Origin of the sequence: Neptunicella marina (genome assembly GCF_014270035.1) — a bacterium.
GTDB classification, from domain to species: Bacteria; Pseudomonadota; Gammaproteobacteria; order Enterobacterales; family Alteromonadaceae; genus Neptunicella; species Neptunicella marina.
In genome coordinates, this window is the sequence record NZ_JACNEP010000007.1 from 147,325 (window position 1) to 166,297 (window position 18,973).

The 18,973-nt window shown below is 45.0% G+C and carries 22 protein-coding genes and 1 pseudogene; 9 read left to right on the forward strand and 14 right to left on the reverse strand.

The window, feature by feature from the left end; all coding sequences use genetic code 11:
- Positions 1–119: 119 nt before the first annotated feature.
- Complete coding sequence (locus H8B19_RS10670) at positions 120–1,190, forward strand: phospholipase A (RefSeq protein ID WP_338401520.1); 1,071 nt, start codon at positions 120–122, stop codon at positions 1,188–1,190.
- A 20-nt stretch (positions 1,191–1,210) separates the two neighbouring features.
- On the opposite strand, the gene H8B19_RS10675 is transcribed toward H8B19_RS10670, so the two are convergent.
- Entirely contained in the window at positions 1,211–2,203 is a 993-nt protein-coding gene (locus tag H8B19_RS10675) for an AraC family transcriptional regulator (protein ID WP_241737566.1), read from the reverse strand.
- A 126-nt stretch (positions 2,204–2,329) separates the two neighbouring features.
- On the opposite strand from H8B19_RS10675, the gene H8B19_RS10680 reads away from it, so the two are divergent.
- The 3 genes from H8B19_RS10680 (at position 2,330) to H8B19_RS10690 (ending at position 4,408) form a co-directional block, all read left to right on the forward strand.
- On the forward strand, positions 2,330–2,848 hold the full coding sequence (locus H8B19_RS10680) for a (R)-mandelonitrile lyase (protein ID WP_186506872.1): 519 nt from the start codon (positions 2,330–2,332) through the stop codon (positions 2,846–2,848).
- 12 nt (positions 2,849–2,860) lie between these two features.
- A complete protein-coding gene (locus H8B19_RS10685; protein ID WP_206683178.1) occupies positions 2,861–3,127 on the forward strand; it encodes a cyclophilin-like fold protein in 267 nt (88 codons plus the stop codon).
- A 111-nt stretch (positions 3,128–3,238) separates the two neighbouring features.
- Positions 3,239–4,408: an MFS transporter gene (locus H8B19_RS10690; protein WP_186506873.1), complete on the forward strand. Its 1,170-nt coding sequence runs from the start codon at positions 3,239–3,241 to the stop codon at positions 4,406–4,408.
- A 55-nt stretch (positions 4,409–4,463) separates the two neighbouring features.
- Here H8B19_RS10690 and H8B19_RS10695 read toward each other — a convergent pair whose 3' ends face one another.
- The 9 genes from H8B19_RS10695 to H8B19_RS10735 all read right to left on the reverse strand — a co-directional run bounded on the left by H8B19_RS10695 (position 4,464) and on the right by H8B19_RS10735 (position 12,189).
- Positions 4,464–4,904, reverse strand: a complete 441-nt coding sequence (locus H8B19_RS10695; RefSeq protein WP_186506874.1) for a (R)-mandelonitrile lyase — start codon at positions 4,902–4,904, stop codon at positions 4,464–4,466.
- A gap of 74 nt (positions 4,905–4,978) precedes the next feature.
- Positions 4,979–6,025, reverse strand: coding sequence for an NAD(P)-dependent alcohol dehydrogenase (locus tag H8B19_RS10700; protein ID WP_338401522.1), 1,047 nt, complete (start codon positions 6,023–6,025; stop codon positions 4,979–4,981).
- A gap of 227 nt (positions 6,026–6,252) precedes the next feature.
- The gene (gene cyoE / locus H8B19_RS10705; protein WP_186506876.1) at positions 6,253–7,137 is read right to left on the reverse strand and encodes a heme o synthase; all 885 of its coding nucleotides are present in this window, start codon (positions 7,135–7,137) and stop codon (positions 6,253–6,255) included.
- 36 nt (positions 7,138–7,173) lie between these two features.
- Positions 7,174–7,536, reverse strand: coding sequence for a cytochrome o ubiquinol oxidase subunit IV (gene cyoD / locus H8B19_RS10710; RefSeq protein ID WP_186506877.1), 363 nt, complete (start codon positions 7,534–7,536; stop codon positions 7,174–7,176).
- The gene (cyoC, locus tag H8B19_RS10715; RefSeq protein WP_186506878.1) at positions 7,536–8,162 is read right to left on the reverse strand and encodes a cytochrome o ubiquinol oxidase subunit III; all 627 of its coding nucleotides are present in this window, start codon (positions 8,160–8,162) and stop codon (positions 7,536–7,538) included. The genes cyoD and cyoC overlap by 1 nt, the downstream gene beginning before the upstream one ends.
- Positions 8,159–10,147, reverse strand: coding sequence for a cytochrome o ubiquinol oxidase subunit I (cyoB, locus tag H8B19_RS10720; RefSeq protein WP_186506879.1), 1,989 nt, complete (start codon positions 10,145–10,147; stop codon positions 8,159–8,161). The genes cyoC and cyoB overlap by 4 nt, the downstream gene beginning before the upstream one ends.
- Positions 10,148–10,149: 2 nt before the next feature.
- On the reverse strand, positions 10,150–11,091 hold the full coding sequence (gene cyoA / locus H8B19_RS10725; protein ID WP_186506880.1) for a ubiquinol oxidase subunit II: 942 nt from the start codon (positions 11,089–11,091) through the stop codon (positions 10,150–10,152).
- 185 nt (positions 11,092–11,276) lie between these two features.
- A complete protein-coding gene (locus H8B19_RS10730) occupies positions 11,277–11,669 on the reverse strand; it encodes a hypothetical protein (protein WP_186506881.1) in 393 nt (130 codons plus the stop codon).
- A 358-nt stretch (positions 11,670–12,027) separates the two neighbouring features.
- Positions 12,028–12,189: a hypothetical protein gene (locus H8B19_RS10735; RefSeq protein ID WP_186506882.1), complete on the reverse strand. Its 162-nt coding sequence runs from the start codon at positions 12,187–12,189 to the stop codon at positions 12,028–12,030.
- 166 nt (positions 12,190–12,355) lie between these two features.
- Here H8B19_RS10735 and H8B19_RS10740 point away from each other — a divergent pair, with 166 nt between their 5' ends.
- Genes H8B19_RS10740 through H8B19_RS10750 form a run of 3 tightly spaced genes read left to right on the forward strand, consistent with a single transcriptional unit; the run spans position 12,356 to position 14,032 of the window.
- The gene (locus H8B19_RS10740; RefSeq protein ID WP_186506994.1) at positions 12,356–13,000 is read left to right on the forward strand and encodes a CsgG/HfaB family protein; all 645 of its coding nucleotides are present in this window, start codon (positions 12,356–12,358) and stop codon (positions 12,998–13,000) included.
- A 14-nt stretch (positions 13,001–13,014) separates the two neighbouring features.
- Positions 13,015–13,377, forward strand: coding sequence for a DUF4810 domain-containing protein (locus H8B19_RS10745; RefSeq protein ID WP_186506883.1), 363 nt, complete (start codon positions 13,015–13,017; stop codon positions 13,375–13,377).
- Positions 13,364–14,032 (forward strand): DUF799 domain-containing protein, encoded by a 669-nt coding sequence (locus H8B19_RS10750; protein ID WP_186506884.1) that lies wholly within the window; start codon positions 13,364–13,366, stop codon positions 14,030–14,032. Before H8B19_RS10745 ends, H8B19_RS10750 begins: the two co-directional genes overlap by 14 nt.
- Positions 14,033–14,085: 53 nt before the next feature.
- Here the strand turns inward: H8B19_RS10750 and ilvM are convergent, their stop codons facing one another.
- From ilvM to H8B19_RS10765, 3 genes and pseudogenes are all read right to left on the reverse strand, one after another.
- A complete protein-coding gene (gene ilvM / locus H8B19_RS10755; RefSeq protein WP_186506885.1) occupies positions 14,086–14,367 on the reverse strand; it encodes an acetolactate synthase 2 small subunit in 282 nt (93 codons plus the stop codon).
- On the reverse strand, positions 14,355–16,019 hold the full coding sequence (gene ilvG, locus H8B19_RS10760; RefSeq protein ID WP_186506886.1) for an acetolactate synthase 2 catalytic subunit: 1,665 nt from the start codon (positions 16,017–16,019) through the stop codon (positions 14,355–14,357). Before ilvG ends, ilvM begins: the two co-directional genes overlap by 13 nt.
- A gap of 473 nt (positions 16,020–16,492) precedes the next feature.
- A pseudogene (locus tag H8B19_RS10765) lies at positions 16,493–17,407 on the reverse strand (MBL fold metallo-hydrolase); the annotation flags it as partial.
- 118 nt (positions 17,408–17,525) lie between these two features.
- On the opposite strand from H8B19_RS10765, the gene H8B19_RS10770 reads away from it, so the two are divergent.
- Positions 17,526–18,122, forward strand: coding sequence for a TetR/AcrR family transcriptional regulator (locus H8B19_RS10770; RefSeq protein ID WP_186506888.1), 597 nt, complete (start codon positions 17,526–17,528; stop codon positions 18,120–18,122).
- A 3-nt stretch (positions 18,123–18,125) separates the two neighbouring features.
- Here the strand turns inward: H8B19_RS10770 and H8B19_RS10775 are convergent, their stop codons facing one another.
- Entirely contained in the window at positions 18,126–18,275 is a 150-nt protein-coding gene (locus H8B19_RS10775; RefSeq protein ID WP_186506889.1) for a DUF2986 domain-containing protein, read from the reverse strand.
- A gap of 198 nt (positions 18,276–18,473) precedes the next feature.
- Here H8B19_RS10775 and H8B19_RS10780 point away from each other — a divergent pair, with 198 nt between their 5' ends.
- Positions 18,474–18,818: a YggL 50S ribosome-binding family protein gene (locus H8B19_RS10780; RefSeq protein WP_186506890.1), complete on the forward strand. Its 345-nt coding sequence runs from the start codon at positions 18,474–18,476 to the stop codon at positions 18,816–18,818.
- Positions 18,819–18,973: the final 155 nt, after the last annotated feature.

Below are 18,973 nucleotides of genomic sequence, written 5' to 3' on the forward strand. Positions count from 1 at the left end.
CCGGCATACTATTGCATGGTTTATAAAGCAACAAGAGTGCCTTACACTTACTTACAGTTTTGCTTAATTCAGACATATGTTGCATCAAATTCTGCGACCCAAATAATAACAGGTGTATTGTGGTAACAACCCGTTTAAAACAAGTGCATATGGTGCTTTTATGCAGTTTTTTCACCTCTTATGCCAGTGGCAAAAACATAACTGAGACAGAATATCAGCAGTGTATATTGCAGGCGGTGGCAGCCGCGGATAAACAAACCACGATTGGCAGTATTAAACAGCTGTGTTCACCTTTAGCGCAAAAACCTGCGCCAGAAAATGAGCATGCCACAGCACAAACAGCTGCAAACAACACGCTTCCGGACACCCACTACCAGTTAGGAGCAATTAGCTCCCGTCGCATTGAAGAACTTGAGACCGAATTTACGCCGTATGTGATTACCCCTCACCACGTTAACTATTTTTTACCGGTATTAACTACATCAGGCATTAATCATCAGGCATACGATGTTATTGGTGAATATCAGCAACACCTTGAAAATATTGAAGCAAAATTTCAACTCAGCTTCAAAGTACCACTAAACAAACACAGTTTATTTGTTAAAGGCGACGGACTGTTTTTAGCCTTTACACTGGAGTCATGGTGGCAGGTTTACGCCAGTAATATTTCCAAACCTTTTCGCGAGAGTAATTACACTCCCGAAATATTCTACATGGCACCGCTGGATTGGCATCCTTTTGGCGGAAATACTGGCTTTGTAATAGGTCTGGAACACCAATCCAATGGTAAAACTCAGGAATTGTCGCGCAGCTGGAATCGAATCTACGGCCATTTTTTGTTTGAAAAAGGCGACTTTGCGCTATCGTTCCGCCCCTGGTACCGCTTGCCGGAAAAAAACAAAACCTACCCGCTCGATCCCGGTGGCGACGATAATCCTGATATCGCTGATTACATGGGGCATTCAGAGCTGACCATGGGATACCGTATAGATGATTTTGAGTTTGGCTTAATGACCCGTCACAACGTATCAACCAACAAAGGCGCGGCAGAGCTCAGTATCACTTTTCCCATGTGGGGCAAAATCCGTGGTTTTGCAACCTTTTTTAATGGTTACGGTGAAAGCTTAATTGACTACAACTATAAACAAACCCGTTTCGGAATAGGCATTGCTATAAATAATATGCTGTAATCAAGCGCCTCATACAGCAGTTAAAACTGCATGGTCGCTGTAGTATCCGCAGTATTTAGCTGTGCAAATTTTTGCCAGTGCAGGTCGATATCCCGCCTGGGAGAATTGCCAAATAAGCGCGAATACTCCCGCGAGAATTGTGACGGACTTTCATAACCCACCCGATAGGCTGCTGCCGACGCGTCAAGACTCTCACTTAGCATCAAACGACGTGCTTCCATTAAACGCAAACGTTTCTGATACTGTAACGGACTCATCGACGTTAACTGACGAAAATGATGGTGAAAAGTGGATTTACTCATGGTTGCTAATTCCGCCAGCGCCTCAACTCTTAAGGGTTCACTAAAGTGATTTTTTAACCATTCCACCGACCGGACAAAACGCAATCCCTGACTGCCATCCGCCACGATATGTCTCAATCTCTGCCCCTGCTCACTTAGCAACACCCGCCAGAATATTTCACGTTTAATAACAGGAGCCAGTACTGGTAAAGATTCAGGCTCATCAAGCAAACTAATCAGACGTGAAAAAGCATCATATAATTCGACAGAACTATGCCCCAGCATCATTCCACTCTCAGTGCCTGATACTGATTTTTTGAGCGGAAGCTGCAGAATCAATTCACTTAATACGGCCAGATCCAGTTTTAAAACAACCCCTAAATATGGCTTTTGCGAACTCGCTGTTAAAACCTGCATACGGGCCGGCAAATCCAGCGATGTAATCAGAAACCGGGTAGGATCATATGTAAATGTGTGCTCTCCCAACATCATGCTCTTTCGCCCCTGCACTACCAGCGCAATACTCGGCTCAACCACACAGGTGGAGCATTCCGTAGGTGTATCCTGTCGGTAAAATTCCAGCCCTGATATATCAGTCTGATTAAGTTGCATTAGTAGTGTGCGTTTAACAATTTTGGCTGCTATTTCTGAGCACAAAGAGCTGACTGTGGTGGCACCGGCCATGGGTATCCCGCGACGACTGTTTACACGTGGGTGAAGTTTATCCTTCATCAATAATGAGACAACCTAAAAGCAGCTAATTCGCACGATTAGGCAATAAATTGCCAGTATCCAACTACCTTAAAACGCCAATGCCTGAAAAGATAACAGTCCACAAACCAATCAAGGGGTAAACACATGAAATCCATGTCTTTAACAATAATTAGTGCGTTATTTATTGGGGCTTTGTTGCCTGTAACTCAAGCGGCCGGGCAACAGCCAGCCATCACAGTTATCCAAAATGGCTCACAATATCCCATGCAAGGACTGGGTGCTTTTTTTGAGGGGCCGGTAAGAGTAGAGCCCCTGTTCTCAGCTCAGGAAAACAACAGAGCGGCAGGTGCGACTGTCACCTTTGAACCCGGCAGTCGAACAAATTGGCATACTCATCCATCAGGCCAAACGCTAATTGTTACATCCGGGATGGGATGGGTACAGCAATGGCACGCGCAAAAACAGGTTATCCGTCCAGGTGATGTCATATACATACCAGCAAATGTAAAACACTGGCATGGTGCAACCGCTAAGACTGCCATGGTTCACATTGCCATTCAGGAAGCCAAAGAGGGAAAAGTAGTCAACTGGATGGAGCCGGTTTCAGATCAACAATATCTGCAAATACAAGACCCTGTATCTGAACAAGCATCGGAGCAATAAAGGTTAATAGTGATGAATATAGAATTAATCGTTGCCGGAAACAGATTGTCAGCCACATTAAATCATACACCTGCTGCGCTCGCATTTTATGCCCAACTGCCACTCGAACTTGAGCTGAATGATTTTGCAGACAAAGAGAAAATTGCCAACCTGCCTTTTACATTGCCTACCGAGCATGAACCGGCAGGCACAGCAGCTAAACGCGGTGATCTAACCTATTATGCGCCATGGGGCAATCTGCCATTTTCTATCAGGATTTTACTTACGCCGCCGGACTGATTCACCTTGGGCATATCACTGACCAGCTTAACCCATTAACTCTCAGCAATAAGCTGTATGTTCGAATTGAACCGGCTTAAATACAGAGAATAGCGCGTGAAGGAGAAATCTGTGCGACTTTCGTATACCAGTTCATTTTGGCTAGCGTGTAGCGTATTACTCCTGACTTTTTTTGTATCAGGCACTCCTATTTCGCTGTTCAATCTTTACCGGTTACAGGAAGGATTAAGCAATGCTGATTTAGGTATAGTATCGCTGGGATATTTTATCGCTGCGGCATCAGCCTTGCTGATTTTTGGCCGCATATCAAACCATACAGGGCGTAAACCCCTGTTATATACAGCAATCGTGTGTTTGCTCACATCCTGTGCTTTATTGTTAATGATGCATAGTGTATCCGTTTTGCTATTAGCACGAATTTTACAGGGCTTTGCCTGCGGCATTGCCTCGAGCAACATTGCGGCTTATCTGGTCGATGTATCTGAACAACAACCTGGCTGGCTGGTGGCGTTAATTACCAGTTGCTCTCCTATGCTTGGGATTTCCGGTGGTGCAATTAGCAGCGGCGCTCTGGCAACCTGGGGACCGGCTCCCCGTTCACTCATATACATGCTTTTAATGGTAATCCTGAGCAGCATACTGGTTACCACATGGTTTGCACAGGAAAGTATTAAGCCCAAAGGCGGCTGGCTACTGTCATTACGCCCCAGGCTCTATTTACCGGAGGGCAAAAACAAGACATTCCTCACCACCGCAGGTGTGGTGATTGCCACCTGGTCACTGGGCGCGTTTTATCAGGCATTTGGCCCCTCTGTTTTGGCACAAAAACTTAATCAAAGCAGTGCATTTATGTCGGCAATCGCATTTTCGTCAGTCATGATCCTCACTCCTTTGGGTGGGTATATCAGCCGTTACTATCGCCCTCACATTGCAATCAGGTTGGGCATGGGGGCATTTATTGTTGCTTCATTTACCATACTCATATCACTTAAACAGGGATGGCTGATATCATTTATCGGCGCCAGTTTACTTGTGGGGCTATCACAGGGTGTTGCCACTGCGGCCTGCTTACACCTGTTGTTACACGGGATCACAAGTGAACATCGTGCCGGCACACTGGCCACTGTGTTTGTAACGTCTTATTCAGGTGCAGTGTTTCCGGGAGCAATTGCCAGTGCCTTTGCGCACAATCTTAGTGTGTTTCAATTATGCATGGGTTATGTGGGATTAGGATTCGTTGCAGCAACGTTTGCGATTATCATGTCCGCTAAACTGGAATGATATATAGCGCTACATAAAAAAGGCGCTGAACGCGCCTTTTCATTGTTTACAGAGGTTAATCTTTTATTAGGGTGGCAGATAAATACTGCTCATCAGAAACCGCTTCAAACCAATCAACTGGCTTGCCGTCCAGTGCTTCCTGAATGGCCACATGCTGCATTGACTGGCTATCAGTCGCACCATGCCAGTGACGTTTTCCGCAATTACACCAGATAATATCACCGGGACGAATTTCAGTTTTGTCACCGCCTTCACACTGAGTCCAGCCCACTCCTTCGGTAACCAGTAATATCTGTCCCAACGGATGGCTATGCCAGTGAGTACGGGCACCCGCGTCGAAATTAACCACCGCCATGCCCACCCGGGCAGGTGCTGGCGCATTAAATAATTTACTGATGATTACCTTACCGGTAAACCAGTCTTTGGGACCCTCAATTGGTTTAAAACTGTCAGCACGTAACACTTGCATATTATTGGCTTCAGTATCGCTACTCATCGTTTTCTCCCACTTAGTTTTAGTAAATGAACATTACCTAAAGGTGAGATCAGAACCTCACGTTCAGGTTTGAATTAAAAATCTGAAGCCTGCATACCAACCACAAAACGATAATGCACATCGGAGCGCTCCAAACGCTCAAAGGCCTGATTGATGTCCTGCATTTTGATCATTTCCACTTCAGGCATAACCTGCATACGCGCGCAGAAATCAAGCATTTCCTGAGTTTCGGCAATACCGCCAATAATCGAACCGGCAATACGGCGGCGCCCCAGAATCATAGGTACGCTGTTTATTTCAGCCAATGGCCCCACCTGTCCCACTAAAGTAAGCGTGCCATCCACTTTTAACAAAGGAATATAAGGCGTGACATCATGCTTAACCGGCACAGTATCGACAATTAAATCAAACTGACCGGCGGCTTTTTCCATGCTGTCGTTATCTTGTGAAATTAAAAAGGCATCTGCGCCTAAGTTTAGGGCATCATCTTTTTTACTGTGCGAGCGGCTAACAACGGTCACATGTGCGCCCATGGCCACTGCCAGTTTGACCGCCATATGGCCTAAACCACCCATGCCAATAACCGCGACTTTACTGCCGGGGCCTACATTCCAGGAGCGTAAAGGGGAATAAGTCGTAATACCTGCGCATAACAAAGGTGCCGTTTTGGCTAAATCTAACGATTGGGGCACGCTTAACACAAATTCCTGGCGTACCACGATATGTTTGGCATAACCGCCTTTGGTAATGTCCTGAGTATGGCGATCCGGGCTGTTATAGGTTTGGGTAAAGCCTTCAACACAGAATTGCTCTTCACCATCGTGGCAGTGGTGGCAGCTTTGGCAACTGTCAACCATGCAGCCTACCGCTACATGGTCACCGACTTTATATTGATGAACAGCAGAACCTACTTCGATAACACGTCCAACAATTTCATGACCTGGCACATTGGGGTAAATCGTCCATCCCCAGTCATTTTTCACTGTGTGTAAATCACTGTGGCATACGCCACTGTATAAAATTTCGATTGCCACATCGTCGTGTCTTAGTGATCGGCAATCAAATTCCATGGGTTTTAAGGGGCTGGTCGCAGACTCAGCAGCATAGCCAATGGTTTTTATCATAAATGCAATCCTCTGTTGGGTAAGCCCAAAAGTGTAGTCAGTCGGGGAAATATCACCGGCTAAGTGTGGAAAACATTTTGCAAAAATTATTCAACTTGCTGTAGATACAATCATGGCAAGTGATTGCCTAATCGTCCGGCTAACGTATAAAAGTTGAAATGTAATTTTCAAATGGGGTAATAAAAAACCGGCATAAAGCCGGCTTTTTAATCATTCAATTGCGATTAATTGAGCATCACAAACTGGGGTGCGATGCTCTGATAATCCAGTGCCATCGTCAGGCTCAGCGCGGTGATATTGAGAATAGAATAAGCAAATATCTGTCTGGCCCAGCCGACCACATTGGTATCACGTCGATAACCGCGCAGCGCCATCAATAACCACCAAAAGCTGCTGATACAGGTCACAGCCATAAAGGCCACGCCGGTATAGCCACTAATCGGCAATAACATGGTCACTAATGCATACACCGCGATATACAACATAATATGCAGCTTGGCTTTTTCAATGCCTTGTGCAACAGGCAATACCGGAATATTGGCCGCTTTGTAATCATCAAAACGGAAAATCGCAATCGCGTAGGAATGCGGCATTTGCCATAAGCTAAACATGGTCAGCAAAATGGCCGCTCCCGCATCAAACTGGCCGGTTACCGCGCAATATCCAACCACCGGAGGAACGGCGCCGGATAAACTGCCTACCAGGGTGCCATATACCGAATGACGCTTCATATACAGGCTATACAAGCCCACATACACCACATAGCCAAGCGCTGCAAAAAACACCGCCATTGCATTGGTATAAACGGCCAGTAACGCAAAACCAGCAACGCCTAACACAATGCCGTGGCTCAACGCTGCCAACAGTGACATTTCACCGGTGACGGTAACGCGCTTTTGGGTGCGCTGCATACGCGCATCGATATCGCGATCAATACAGTTGTTGATGGCACAACCTGAGGCGACAACTAATGACAGCCCCACCAGTGTTGCAACCATCAGCCAGCCGTTGACGTCACCACGCGAAGCCAGTAAAAATCCGCCCGCCACCGAGATTAAATTACCAAAAATAATGCCCGGTTTAGTGACTTGTAAATAACGGCGAAACATAAGCTGTATCCTGTAAAAACGATGTACTGACTAAGGTCAGTACATCATCATCGCGTTGGATTCGTAAATGATCCAAACCGACAAACCCACCACCATAAAGATGATTAAGGCACTGAAGATAAAGGCAATTGAACTGGCTTTACCTTCTTCGGTTACAAAGTTTAAGTGCAGAAAATACTTAAGATGCACCCAAACCTGTACCACAGCCATGGTCACAATCGTCCATAGCACGGTCGCTTTGGAGTAATCCCCTTCCATTACCATGTAAAAAGGGATAACGGTTAAAATCACCGATAATACAAAACCAATTAAGTAAGATTTCACATCACCATGTGATGCATCATGCTGTTCGTGGTGCGTGGTATGCTGCACGCCCACCTGGGTTCCACTATGACTCATTACATCGCTCCCATCAGGTAAACAACGGTAAATACACAGATCCACACCACGTCCAGGAAGTGCCAGAACAGGCTCAGGCAGCTCAAACGGGTAACCGTTTTATCGCCTAAGCCTTTACGTGCAACTTCAATAATCAGCGTGGTCATCCAAATCAAACCAGCAGTTACGTGCATACCGTGCAAACCAACTAACGAGAAAAAGCTGGTTAAAAACGCACTACGCTGTGGGCCGTTACCTTCAGCAATCAGGTGATGGAATTCATTGATTTCCATGCCGATAAACACCGCGCCAAACACAAAGGTCACCGCCAGCCACGCCAGCACCGCTTTTTGTTTTTTGGCGTGCGCTGAAATCATCGCAAAACCAAAGGTGATGCTACTTAACAACAGCGCGGCAGTTTCAATGCCAACGTAATCCAGTTCGAAAATATCTTTGCCCGAGACACCACCGGCAGTGTTCATATACAACACGGCATAAGTGGCGAAAAACGAGGCGAACAACAAACAGTCGGTCATCAGGTATAACCAGAAACCAAACACATTGTTGCTTGGGTGAGCATGATGCTCGTGATCATCGCCGTGAGCGTGACTCAATTCAGGATTTAAACTTGACGGAACAGCGGTCATGCGTTGATCCCTCCTTTATTGCTATCAATATGTGCCTGTTCGATTTCTTCGATTTCAGCAGGCATCACGTAGTAATCCACGTCACTGGTGTAACAACGCTTGAAGAACACCACTATGCCAAACAGGAAGCCTGCGGCGGCTAACCACCAGATGTGCCAGATCATGGCAAAACAGAAAGTGGTGAAACCAGCGCTCATCAATACACCGGCAGAGGTGTTTTTAGGCATGTGAATAGGTGCATACACTTCTGGCTTTTTGTAAGCCTGGCCTTTTTCCTTCATGTCAGTCCACGCATCGATATCATGTACAGTCGGGATTTCAGCAAAGTTGTAGTACTGAGGCGGAGACGCAGTAGACCATTCCAGTGTGTGGCCATTCCATGGGTCACCGGTTGTATCATCCAGCGCTTCACGGTTTTTGTAGCTCACAATCAGCTGAATGATTTGCGACAAAATACCGAACATAACAATCACAGCACCGCCACAAGCGATGTATAACCACATGTTCCAGTCAGGGTTGTCAGTGTGATTCAAACGACGGGTCATGCCCATAAAGCCCAGCACGTACAGCGGCATAAAGGCCACAAAGAAACCGACTAACCAGCACCAGAAAGACGCTTTACCCCAACGCTCATCCAGTTTGAAACCAACTGCTTTGGGGAACCAGTAAGCAAAACCAGCCATGTAACCGAACACGGCTCCACCGATAATGGTGTTATGGAAGTGAGCAATCAGGAACAAACTGTTGTGCAATACAAAGTCAGCACCTGGAATGGCTAACAGAACGCCCGTCATACCACCGATAGTGAAGGTCACCATAAAACCTAAAGTCCATAATACCGGCGGCGTTAAATGCAAACGGCCACGGTACATAGTGAACAACCAGTTAAACAATTTAACCCCGGTCGGTACGGCAATAACCATGGTCATCACACCAAAGAATGCATTCACGTTGGCGCTGGAACCCATAGTAAAGAAGTGGTGTAACCATACGATAAAGCCCAGAATTGAAATCGCACCACTGGCGTAAATCATCGACTTGTAGCCGAACAGACGTTTACCGGTAAAGGTAGAGATAACTTCTGAGAAAATACCAAAGGCTGGCAAAATCAGAATGTAAACTTCAGGGTGACCCCAAGCCCAGAACAGGTTGATGTACATCATAGCGTTACCACCAGCTTCATTCGTGAAGAAGTGGAAACCTAAGTAACGATCCAGCGTTAACATCGCCAGTACGGCCGTTAAAATTGGGAAAGAGGCTGCAATCAGGATGTTGGCCCAGGTACAAGCCCAGGTGAATACCGGCATATCCATTAACTTCATGCCAGGCGCACGCATCTTAAAGACGGTCGCCAGGAAGTTAACCCCGGTAAGCAAGGTTCCTAATCCCGATATCTGCAATGCCCAGATATAATAATCAACCCCGACACCCGGACTGTAACCCAGCTCAGATAACGGCGGATACGCCACCCAACCGGTTTTAGCGAACTCACCCACACCTAACGACAGGTTGATCAGAATCGCACCACCGGTGGTTAACCAGAAGCTTAAGTTATTCATGAACGGGAATGCCACGTCACGCGCACCGATTTGCAGTGGCAGAACAATGTTCATCAGACCAATCATAAATGGCATCGCCATAAAGATGATCATAATTACACCGTGGGCGGTAAATATTTGGTCGTAGTGTTCAGGCGGTAAATACCCTTCTGCACCACTGGTCGCAACGGCCAGCTGAGTACGCATCATTATGGCATCAGCAAAACCACGCAGTAACATAACCAGGGCCAGTACGATGTACATAATACCCAGACGTTTATGGTCAATTGAAGTGACCCAGTCACGCCAGAATACACCCCATTTGTTGTGCTTGGTCATCAGTACTGCAATCACCAAACCAATCAGGCCAACCACAGCCAGCGTGCCCATAACAATTGGCACATGGAACGGCACTGCGTCCCAGGTTAATTTTCCAAACAATGACATAATTACTCCCCTGCCCCCATTTGCATATGTTTCTTGTGCTGCATGTGATCTTTATGATCCATGTGAGCAGAATCTTCAGGTTTGCTGTAATAATCCATTTCGCCGTAATCCTGCATGTACTTCATCACGATGGAATGGAACAAGCCTTTGTCCACGTGGCCGAAGTACTCAACCGGATTATTTTCACTGCGCTCAGCTAATTTGCTGTATTGCGCTTTGGTTAAATCACCACCTTGCTGACGCACTTTTTCAACCCAGGCATCAAAATCTGCCTGTGTGGGTGTGGCAATCGCTTTGAATTGCATACCAGTAAAGCCTTCACCGCTGTAGTTAGCGGAGTAGCCATCATAGGTACCAGGGTGATCAGCAATCAGGTGGATTTGGGTTTCCATGCCGGCCATTGAATAAATCTGGCTGCCTAATTGCGGAATAAAGAAAGAGTTCATCACACTCTCAGAGGTGATTTTGTACTTAACCGGCACACCTGTTGGGAACGCTAATTCATTCACCGAAGCAATGCCCAGCTCCGGGTAAATAAACAGCCATTTCCAGTCCAGTGATACCACTTCTACCGTCATATGCTTGCCCTTGCCTTCTAACGGCTTATAAGGGTCAAGCTCCTGAGTTGATTGCCAGGTAATGACACCTAACACCACTACAATCACGATAGGAATAGCCCACACCACGGCTTCGATTTTGGTCGAATGCGCCCATTTAGGTGCGTAAATTTCAAAGTCACGGCTGGCGCGATATTTCCAGGCGAAATACAGCGTCAGAACGATAACCGGCACCACAACCAGCAACATCAGAATGGTTGAAATGATGATCAGATTCTTCTCATCCACACCCACCTGACCTTTAGGGTCGAGTATGCCGCCAGAACAACCAGTCAGAATAAATCCGATGGCGAACAGAGCGAGTTTACTAAGGTTTCGAATAAACAAAAGAATGTTTCCTTTAACCCAGAGATTGACAACTTCATCACTCCAAAGGAGCGATATGCGAACTCCGGCAACGGCCGGAAAATTTAGCCAGATAACTGCTGAGGCCGGTTACAAAAACCGATAAAAGGAAACTGAAACCAGCACATTAGGTTTGTTGTGACAACACAACAAATCCCAATCAACAATTACTGCTGGCGAAACGGAGGTGCCCGGCAACCATGTGCAAGTTGCAACACAGAGCGGACAGAAATATCGAGAGGCAGGTCGATTCTGGCGTTTGAAGAACAACAAACGCTGCGTAGTAAACGCAATAAATCAACCAGTAACAGGCTTAGCAAATACAACGCAGGGCGCGTTAGCTGAGCCACAACAATCAGGGCGCTAAAACAAGCAGCGAGCAAAAAATCTACCAGAGGCGGCTCATTAAACGAACCAAGCAAATCCGACGCATCGTGAGTCAAGCCAAAAAAATGCAGTACCACTTCCAATACAACAAACACCATTAACAACCAACAACGAGCGACAAGCTGTTCTGTCATAGAACAGGCTTTTTCGGCACTTGATGTGGTTAACTGCATCGGCATTTGACTACTCTGACGACCTGCTAAAACGGCTGCAGATTTATTGTTAAATCAGCAACCAAAGAATTCGGGCGCGCATCATAACAAAGCTTTCTAATACGGATAAAGTATAAAGTTGATTAAAATCAATAACTTTACGGCTTTTTTATGCTTAATTAAAAAACAAATAAGTCGTAACAAATTGATTTTTATATGTTTTATAAAAAATAAATTTAGCGTAAAAACTAATAAAAACTCACGATTTTCAAATATTTACGAATATTTTTCGCACATAAATAGCGCTTACAAATAAAATTCCCGTCAAAAATACATTTTACAAACATAATTAACATTTATTTAACTAAAGGTGAGGCTTTTATGGGATCCGCCCAGCCATTCTTTCAATCGCCGGAATTTCATAATATTTATCAGAATCTGCGTTTTTAAGTGCACCCAATGAGGCTTTTTGCGCTTTACGTTCTGCTACAGAAACACCAAATACGGCTTTAGGCTTTGACTTAAACCTGTTCGCAATCATGTACATCTCGATACAATTTACTGTACACATCCGTGTTTAAATTCACGATAGAATTTATCCCTTACCGACGCAAACGATGTCACCTGCGGTGGCTATCTCCGTCATTTTTTAAAAAGGAATTGTTATCATGTCTTTTAAACATTCACCTATCAAATTAGCTTTAGTAATGGCTATGGCTATGGCTAGCGCAATGTTAGGCGGTTGTGCCACTACATCTTCCAAAGTGGTTGAAACGCCCACTGTCGCGGCTTACAACACTCAATATAACGGTGAAAAAAGTAAGCTGGCAGTAGGCCGTTTTGTTAATCGCTCTAGTTTCCAAAATGGAATATTTTCCAACGGTCAGGACAGATTGGGTAATCAGGCTAAAACTGCCTTAATGAGCCACTTACAGCAAACCAATCGTTTTACCGTGCTTGACAGAGATAACATGCAGGCACTGGCTGATGAAGCAGAGCTAACTGGCAGCAAACAAACGATTAGCGGCGCTAAATTTATTATCACCGGTGATGTAACTGAATTCGGCCGCAAGGAAGTAGGTGATAAACAATTATTTGGTCTGTTAGGAAAAGGCAAATCGCAGATTGCTTATGCCAAAGTGACGTTAAATGTGGTGGATGTTAATACTTCAGAAGTCGTGTATTCGGTACAAGGCGCAGGAGAATACAGCTTATCAGAACGAGAAATTATCGGTTTTGGTAGCACCGCTAGCTACGATGCAACCTTAAATGGCAAAGTACTCGATTTGGCCATACGTGAAGTAGTGAATAAATTGGTCATCGGAATTGAATCCGGCAGCTGGAAAATCTGACACAAGGATCAAAAGTGAGACGTACTCTTATAAGCCTGAGTCTTTTAATTGGCCTGTGCGCCTGTAAAACCACAGAGCCGCTTTATTATTACGGTGAATATAATCAAGCGGTATACAGCTATTTTAAATCCGATGAATTGAGTCAACAGGAACAAATAGCAGCGTTAAACCAAGTGATACAGAAAGCCGCATCCAAAGGAAAAGCCGTGCCACCTGGTGTGCATGCACAACTGGGTATGCTGTATTTTGAAAACGGCAATCAAACCTTGGGTGAGCAACATTTTATGGAAGAAAAACAACGTTTCCCAGAATCTGCTCAGTACATCGACTTTTTGTTAAACGCAGCCAAAAAAGGAGGTCAAAATGAAACTAATTAAGTTTGTTTTAGTGTTTAGTTTTGCCACTTTGTTTGGCTGCACCAGCACACATAATGGTTATGACTATACGGCATTTCGAGCTGCTGATCCGCACTCCATTCTGGTATTGCCACCACTAAACAATACCACTGAAGTGATTGCGCCTTATAGCGTTATGGCACAAGTGATCAAACCGATTGCGGAGTCCGGTTATTATGTTTTCCCGGTTGCAGTTGTTGATCAAACCTTTAAAAACAATGGGTTAACTGTTGCTAACGATGTACATGCGGTTCCTGTCAATAAATTACACGAAATATTTGGTGCCGATGCGGCGCTCTATCTCACTGTTAGTGAATATGGCACCAGTTACGTGCTGATTGCCAGTGAAACCCGTGTAACATTAAAAGCCACCTTAGTGGATTTACGCAATGGTGTGGTGTTGTGGCAAAACTCAGCAACCGCCTCTTCCGATGAAGATCGTGATGATGAAAATAACCATGGTCTGTTCGGTGCTTTGGTAGACGCTGCAGTAAACCAGATTTTCGAATCCATTGCAGACACAGGTTTTGATATTACGGGTAAAACCACCGACCGTTTATTATCAGCCGATAACTATAACGGTTTATTATACGGCCCTCGCTCACCACAATATGGCCAGCCAGCGAAAGGCGAATAACCCATTCTCAAGCCAAAGCGGGCGTCCGCCCGCTTTTTTTTAAGCAAAATAACCTAACAACCTGCGGCAAGCCTGACCACAGGTTGCTCGTCTGAATCCCCAACAGAAGAACAAAGGCTTGTCAGGCACAATTCCTCTAAATCGTGCAACTTATTTAACTGGCTGGTTAATAAAGAAACAGGTCGGCTCCCCGATACCTGCATCTTCACTGTCAGGTTATTTTGCTCTGTACGCACATCGCAACTTTCCAGCACAAAACCCCGGTAGCGGGTTACCTGTAATACGCGTTCCAGCGCTGCTGGCGCGTTATTTAATAACAAAGTTAACTGGTGCATTGCGGTTTCTCCCACATTTGATGATTAGCAGTATTTGGCGGCACAATTGGCCACACGTTATCGGTGGTGTTTAAGCGCACATGTAATAAATATGCACCCTTGTGTTCTAACATGCGTTTAATTGCAGGCGCGACTTGCTCTCCTTGTGTTATGACGTCGCTGGCAATATCAAATGCAGCTGCCAGCTTCGAAAATTCAGGGTTGTCGGACAAGTCTGTTTCGCTATAGCGCTGTTCATGAAACAACTCCTGCCACTGTTTCACCATGCCGAGACGCTGATTATCCAGTACGATAATTTTTACTGGTAATGGATACCGCCTAAGCGTTGCCAGCTCCTGAACATTCATCATAAATGATCCGTCACCACACACTGCCACAACTTGCTGCTGTGGATTAGCCACTTGTGCGCCAATGGCCGCAGGTAAACCAAAGCCCATGGTACCCAGTCCACCACTGCTTAAATGCTGGGTGGCACGATTAAACTGCATATGTTGTGCAACCCACATTTGATGTTGTCCCACGTCGCAGCTAACAATCGCGTCAGCTTGAAGTGCATTGCTTAACGAGCGCAACATCGCTGGGGCATCAATAGATTGTTGTTTGGTTAAGTCAGCGTATTGCCAGCTTTTTTGCTGCTTTAGACTGGCGATGGTATGCAGCCATTGTGGTTTATTTTGCAAAGCGGTAAGTTGCGGCAGGATTTGGTTTAAATCCCCCAAAAGACTTAAATCGGCCTGTCGTCGCTTATTAATTTCAGCCGGGTCGATATCGATATGTAACAGTTTGGCATTAGGCGCAAACTCATCCAATTTGCCCGTCACTCTGTCATCTAATCTGGCGCCGATAACAATCAGTAAATCACATTGTTGAACCGCTAAATTGGCCGCCGGTAAACCATGCATGCCCAACAGACCTAAATAACCAGCATGGCGAAAATCAGCACTACCCAATCCTTTTAAAGTAGAGACAACCGGGAAATTATTGCGCTCTATAAAATAGCGCAAATTTTGTGTGGCATTAGCCATGCCTACCCCACCACCGACATAAACCACCGGCGAAGTGCACTCATCAAGCAACTGATTCGCCTGTTCAATTTGCTCATCGCTGCACTTTGGGTATTGGAAATCAACTTGTGGCAGCGCCATAAGTTCTGGCACATCTCCCAACAAAATATCTTTGGGCACATCGATTAAAACAGGGCCAGGACGTCCGGAACGGGCAAGCTGAAACGCCTCATTCAAACTGGGTAATAAATCTTCAGGCTGCATAACCTGCATACTGTGTTTGCAAATGCTTAATGACAGCCCTAACACGTCCACTTCCTGAAACGCATCCGATCCCATTGAAGGACGTGCCACCTGCCCGGTTATCACCACAAGCGGCACAGAATCAAGCATGGCATCGGCTAAACTAGTGAGCAAATTAGTCGCCCCCGGCCCGGATGTTGCCACACAAACACCGACGTTATTGGTGGAACGTGCATAACCTATGGCTGCAAACGCAGCACCTTGCTCATGACGGCAAAGATAATGTTTGACTGGCGAATCGAGCATCGCGTCATACAGCGGCATAATTGCCCCACCGGGATAGCCAAACAGGGTGTCGATTCCTTGTTGACTCAGATAATCCAAAATTGCTTGTGCGCCTGTCATGGTTTTCTCACTTTTTCAGGGCCAGAAACGAAAAAACCCCCGGACTTTCGTGCGGGGGTTTTTGCTGAAACTGGGCTTAATTTAGGCCAATAGCTTCCCCCGCGGAGATAGAATAATCACCACGACTAGTAGGACAATAATACGTACTAAGGAAGCAAAAAGGTTCATGTAAGTGTCGGTTTCAATTTAACTATTTAATTCAGTATTATTTACAAATAACACGGGGTTAAAAATCAGGTCAACCATTAATTAACAAAAAGTGAAAAATAATTGAGCAGTTTCACTCTCTGTTAGTCAGGCATGTATGCTTGCCACCAGTGTTCTGTTTTCACTAAATTCTCAATTTGCATAATATCGCCCACCACAGGTGTGCTGATGGCAATATCATGTTGCGCTGCAAGCTGAGTGACACGTTCAAGCGGTTCATACCAGGTATGCAATGCGAGATTAAAGGTGCCATTATGCACCGGGATCATGGTTTTACCCTGTAAATCAATATGCGCCTGCACACTTTGTTCTGGCAACATATGTACGTCTGGCCACATATTGTCATAAGCGCCGGTTTCAATCAGGGTAAGATCAAAGGGTCCATACTTTTGCCCGATTTTTTTAAACCCCTCAAAGTAACCAGAATCGCCACTAAAGTAGACACTCTCATGGCCAGTTTTAATCACCCATGACCCCCATAAGGTTTTGTTACCGTCGCTAAACGAACGGCCAGAAAAATGACGGCTCGGCGTAAAGGCAATTAATGCATTTTTGGTGGTTATATCCTGCCACCAATCAAAACTAATAATGTCATCTTCAGCGACACCCCATTTACGTAAATCACCTTCCACCCCCATGGGTACGAGAAACTGTCGGGTCTTGCCAACCAATTGTTTTATCGATTGTTTGTCCAGATGATCATAATGATTATGTGAGATCAGCACTTTGTCGATTGGCGGTAATTCATCAATAGAAATCGGTGTTGGGTGAAAGCGTTTTGGCCCCATAAATGAAAACGGCGATGCGCGTTTGGAAAATACCGGATCAAGCAACCAATACTCACCATAAACCTTAAGTAAAACCGAGGAGTGCCCTAACTTCACCAAATGAAAACTATCGTCAGATAAGGCTTCAAGCTGCTCGCGGGTTAGCGTATTTATTGGCAATACCACATCTGGCTCGTGGTCAGTTTTGTCTGCAGTAAAATAACGCGCCATCACCTTTAAAAAAGTCTTAAATGTATTGGCCTGAATGGGTTGGTCGTTTTCAAAACGACCATTGTGATAATGACTGGATTGCTGACCCTGTGCCATTTCAGTTGCAGATAACGATTGATTCACAATAAACCCTCCTACAGCCAATACCAACACAGTGACAAAAATTGCGGTTAGTATTTTCATTTTCACACCAAAAAGTAAACTACACGGTTTAGTTTACACGGCGACGTAAAAAAGTAAACTGCCTAGTGCACATTTTTATGTAACAAGGTACACTTGAGTTGTGATCTATGAGGTGAAGATGAAGTTATCAGAGCAAAAACGACTGGATATTTTAACGGCGGCTGAACTGCTGTTTTATCAACATGGTGTTGAACAAACCAGTATGGATCTGGTGGCCAAACAAGCTAACGTGTCTAAACGTACGGTCTACAATCACTTCGCAACCAAAGAGCAGCTGTTCCACGCTATTTTACTTCGTTTACGCGATCAGCTGGATGACGCAGAAACCATTGCGTTTGATCCTTCACTGGATATTCGCGGCCAATTAGTGAGCATCGCCCGTCAGGAAGCCGCATTACTTACCTCAGATAAATTTTTACGCATTGCACGTGTGGCCTTTTTACATATGTTGCAACAGCCTGATTTAGCCAAACAGTTGAGCGATAATAAAGTTGGCTGCATGGCCTATCTTGAGACATTTTTAACCGAAGCGGTTGCGGCAGGTAAGCTTGCGATCAGTGATATTGAGCTGGCGGCTAAACAGTTTGTTTACCAACTCAAATCTTTTATTTTCTATCCGCATTTGTATGGCTTTGAAGTGTTAGACAAACAGCAAGAACAACAAGTGATTGAAGAAACCGTTGAGATGTTTTTGTGCCGCTACCTGCCGACTTAACGATTAACTATTTTCGTCACTTTGTTCTGCAGCCAGAGCGGCTAATCTTTCACGTTCGGCTTTGCAGATATAAGGCGTTTTCTTTTTAGATGGGCCTTTGGCTTTTTTAAGTCTTTTCTGCAAAATCTGGTTTATCTTTTTTTTTCGGTTCATAACGTATTCTTTTATCGGTTTGGAAACAACAAAACGAGTGGCATTAAGAACACCCGGCTGAACATTATAAATTATTGTTTCGTGACAGTACGTTTTACTTCACAAGTTTCAGTGAAAAGCTGTTAGTATGCGCGCGAATTTCTCGGCGAATTGCCATTTAAGGCAACTCCCCTTTTTTATAATTGAATAGGTATTTCCATGTCAGAAAAAACGACCCGCAACCGTCGTATTCGTAAAAAGCTTTATCTTGATGAATTCGCTATTTTAGGTTTTGAATTTAGCTGCAAATTAGGCACGGCATCAGAAGATGATTACGATGCCTTTTTTAACGACTTCGCCCAGTTTTTAGAAGATCAGCATCTGTACATTACACTGGATAGTGAAGAAACAAACGAATGGTTAGGCGGTGTTATTACCTCTGCTGACCGTTACGGCAACGCCACCGAAGAAAATCGCGAAGCCTTCGAAGCTTTCCTTAAAGCCAACAAAATCGTTAGCGATATCGAAGTAGGCCAATTGGCTGACGCTGTTTACGGCATGTAACAGATAATTTAAATTAACTGGCGCCAGACTGGCGCCATTTTTGTTTTTGGCACCGCATCAGGTTTTCCCATCTCTTCCCCATTACTTTGTTTTACCATTTCATTCAATCGCTTGGCATTTAGCTAATTTACACTCAGAATGTATAACATTATGAA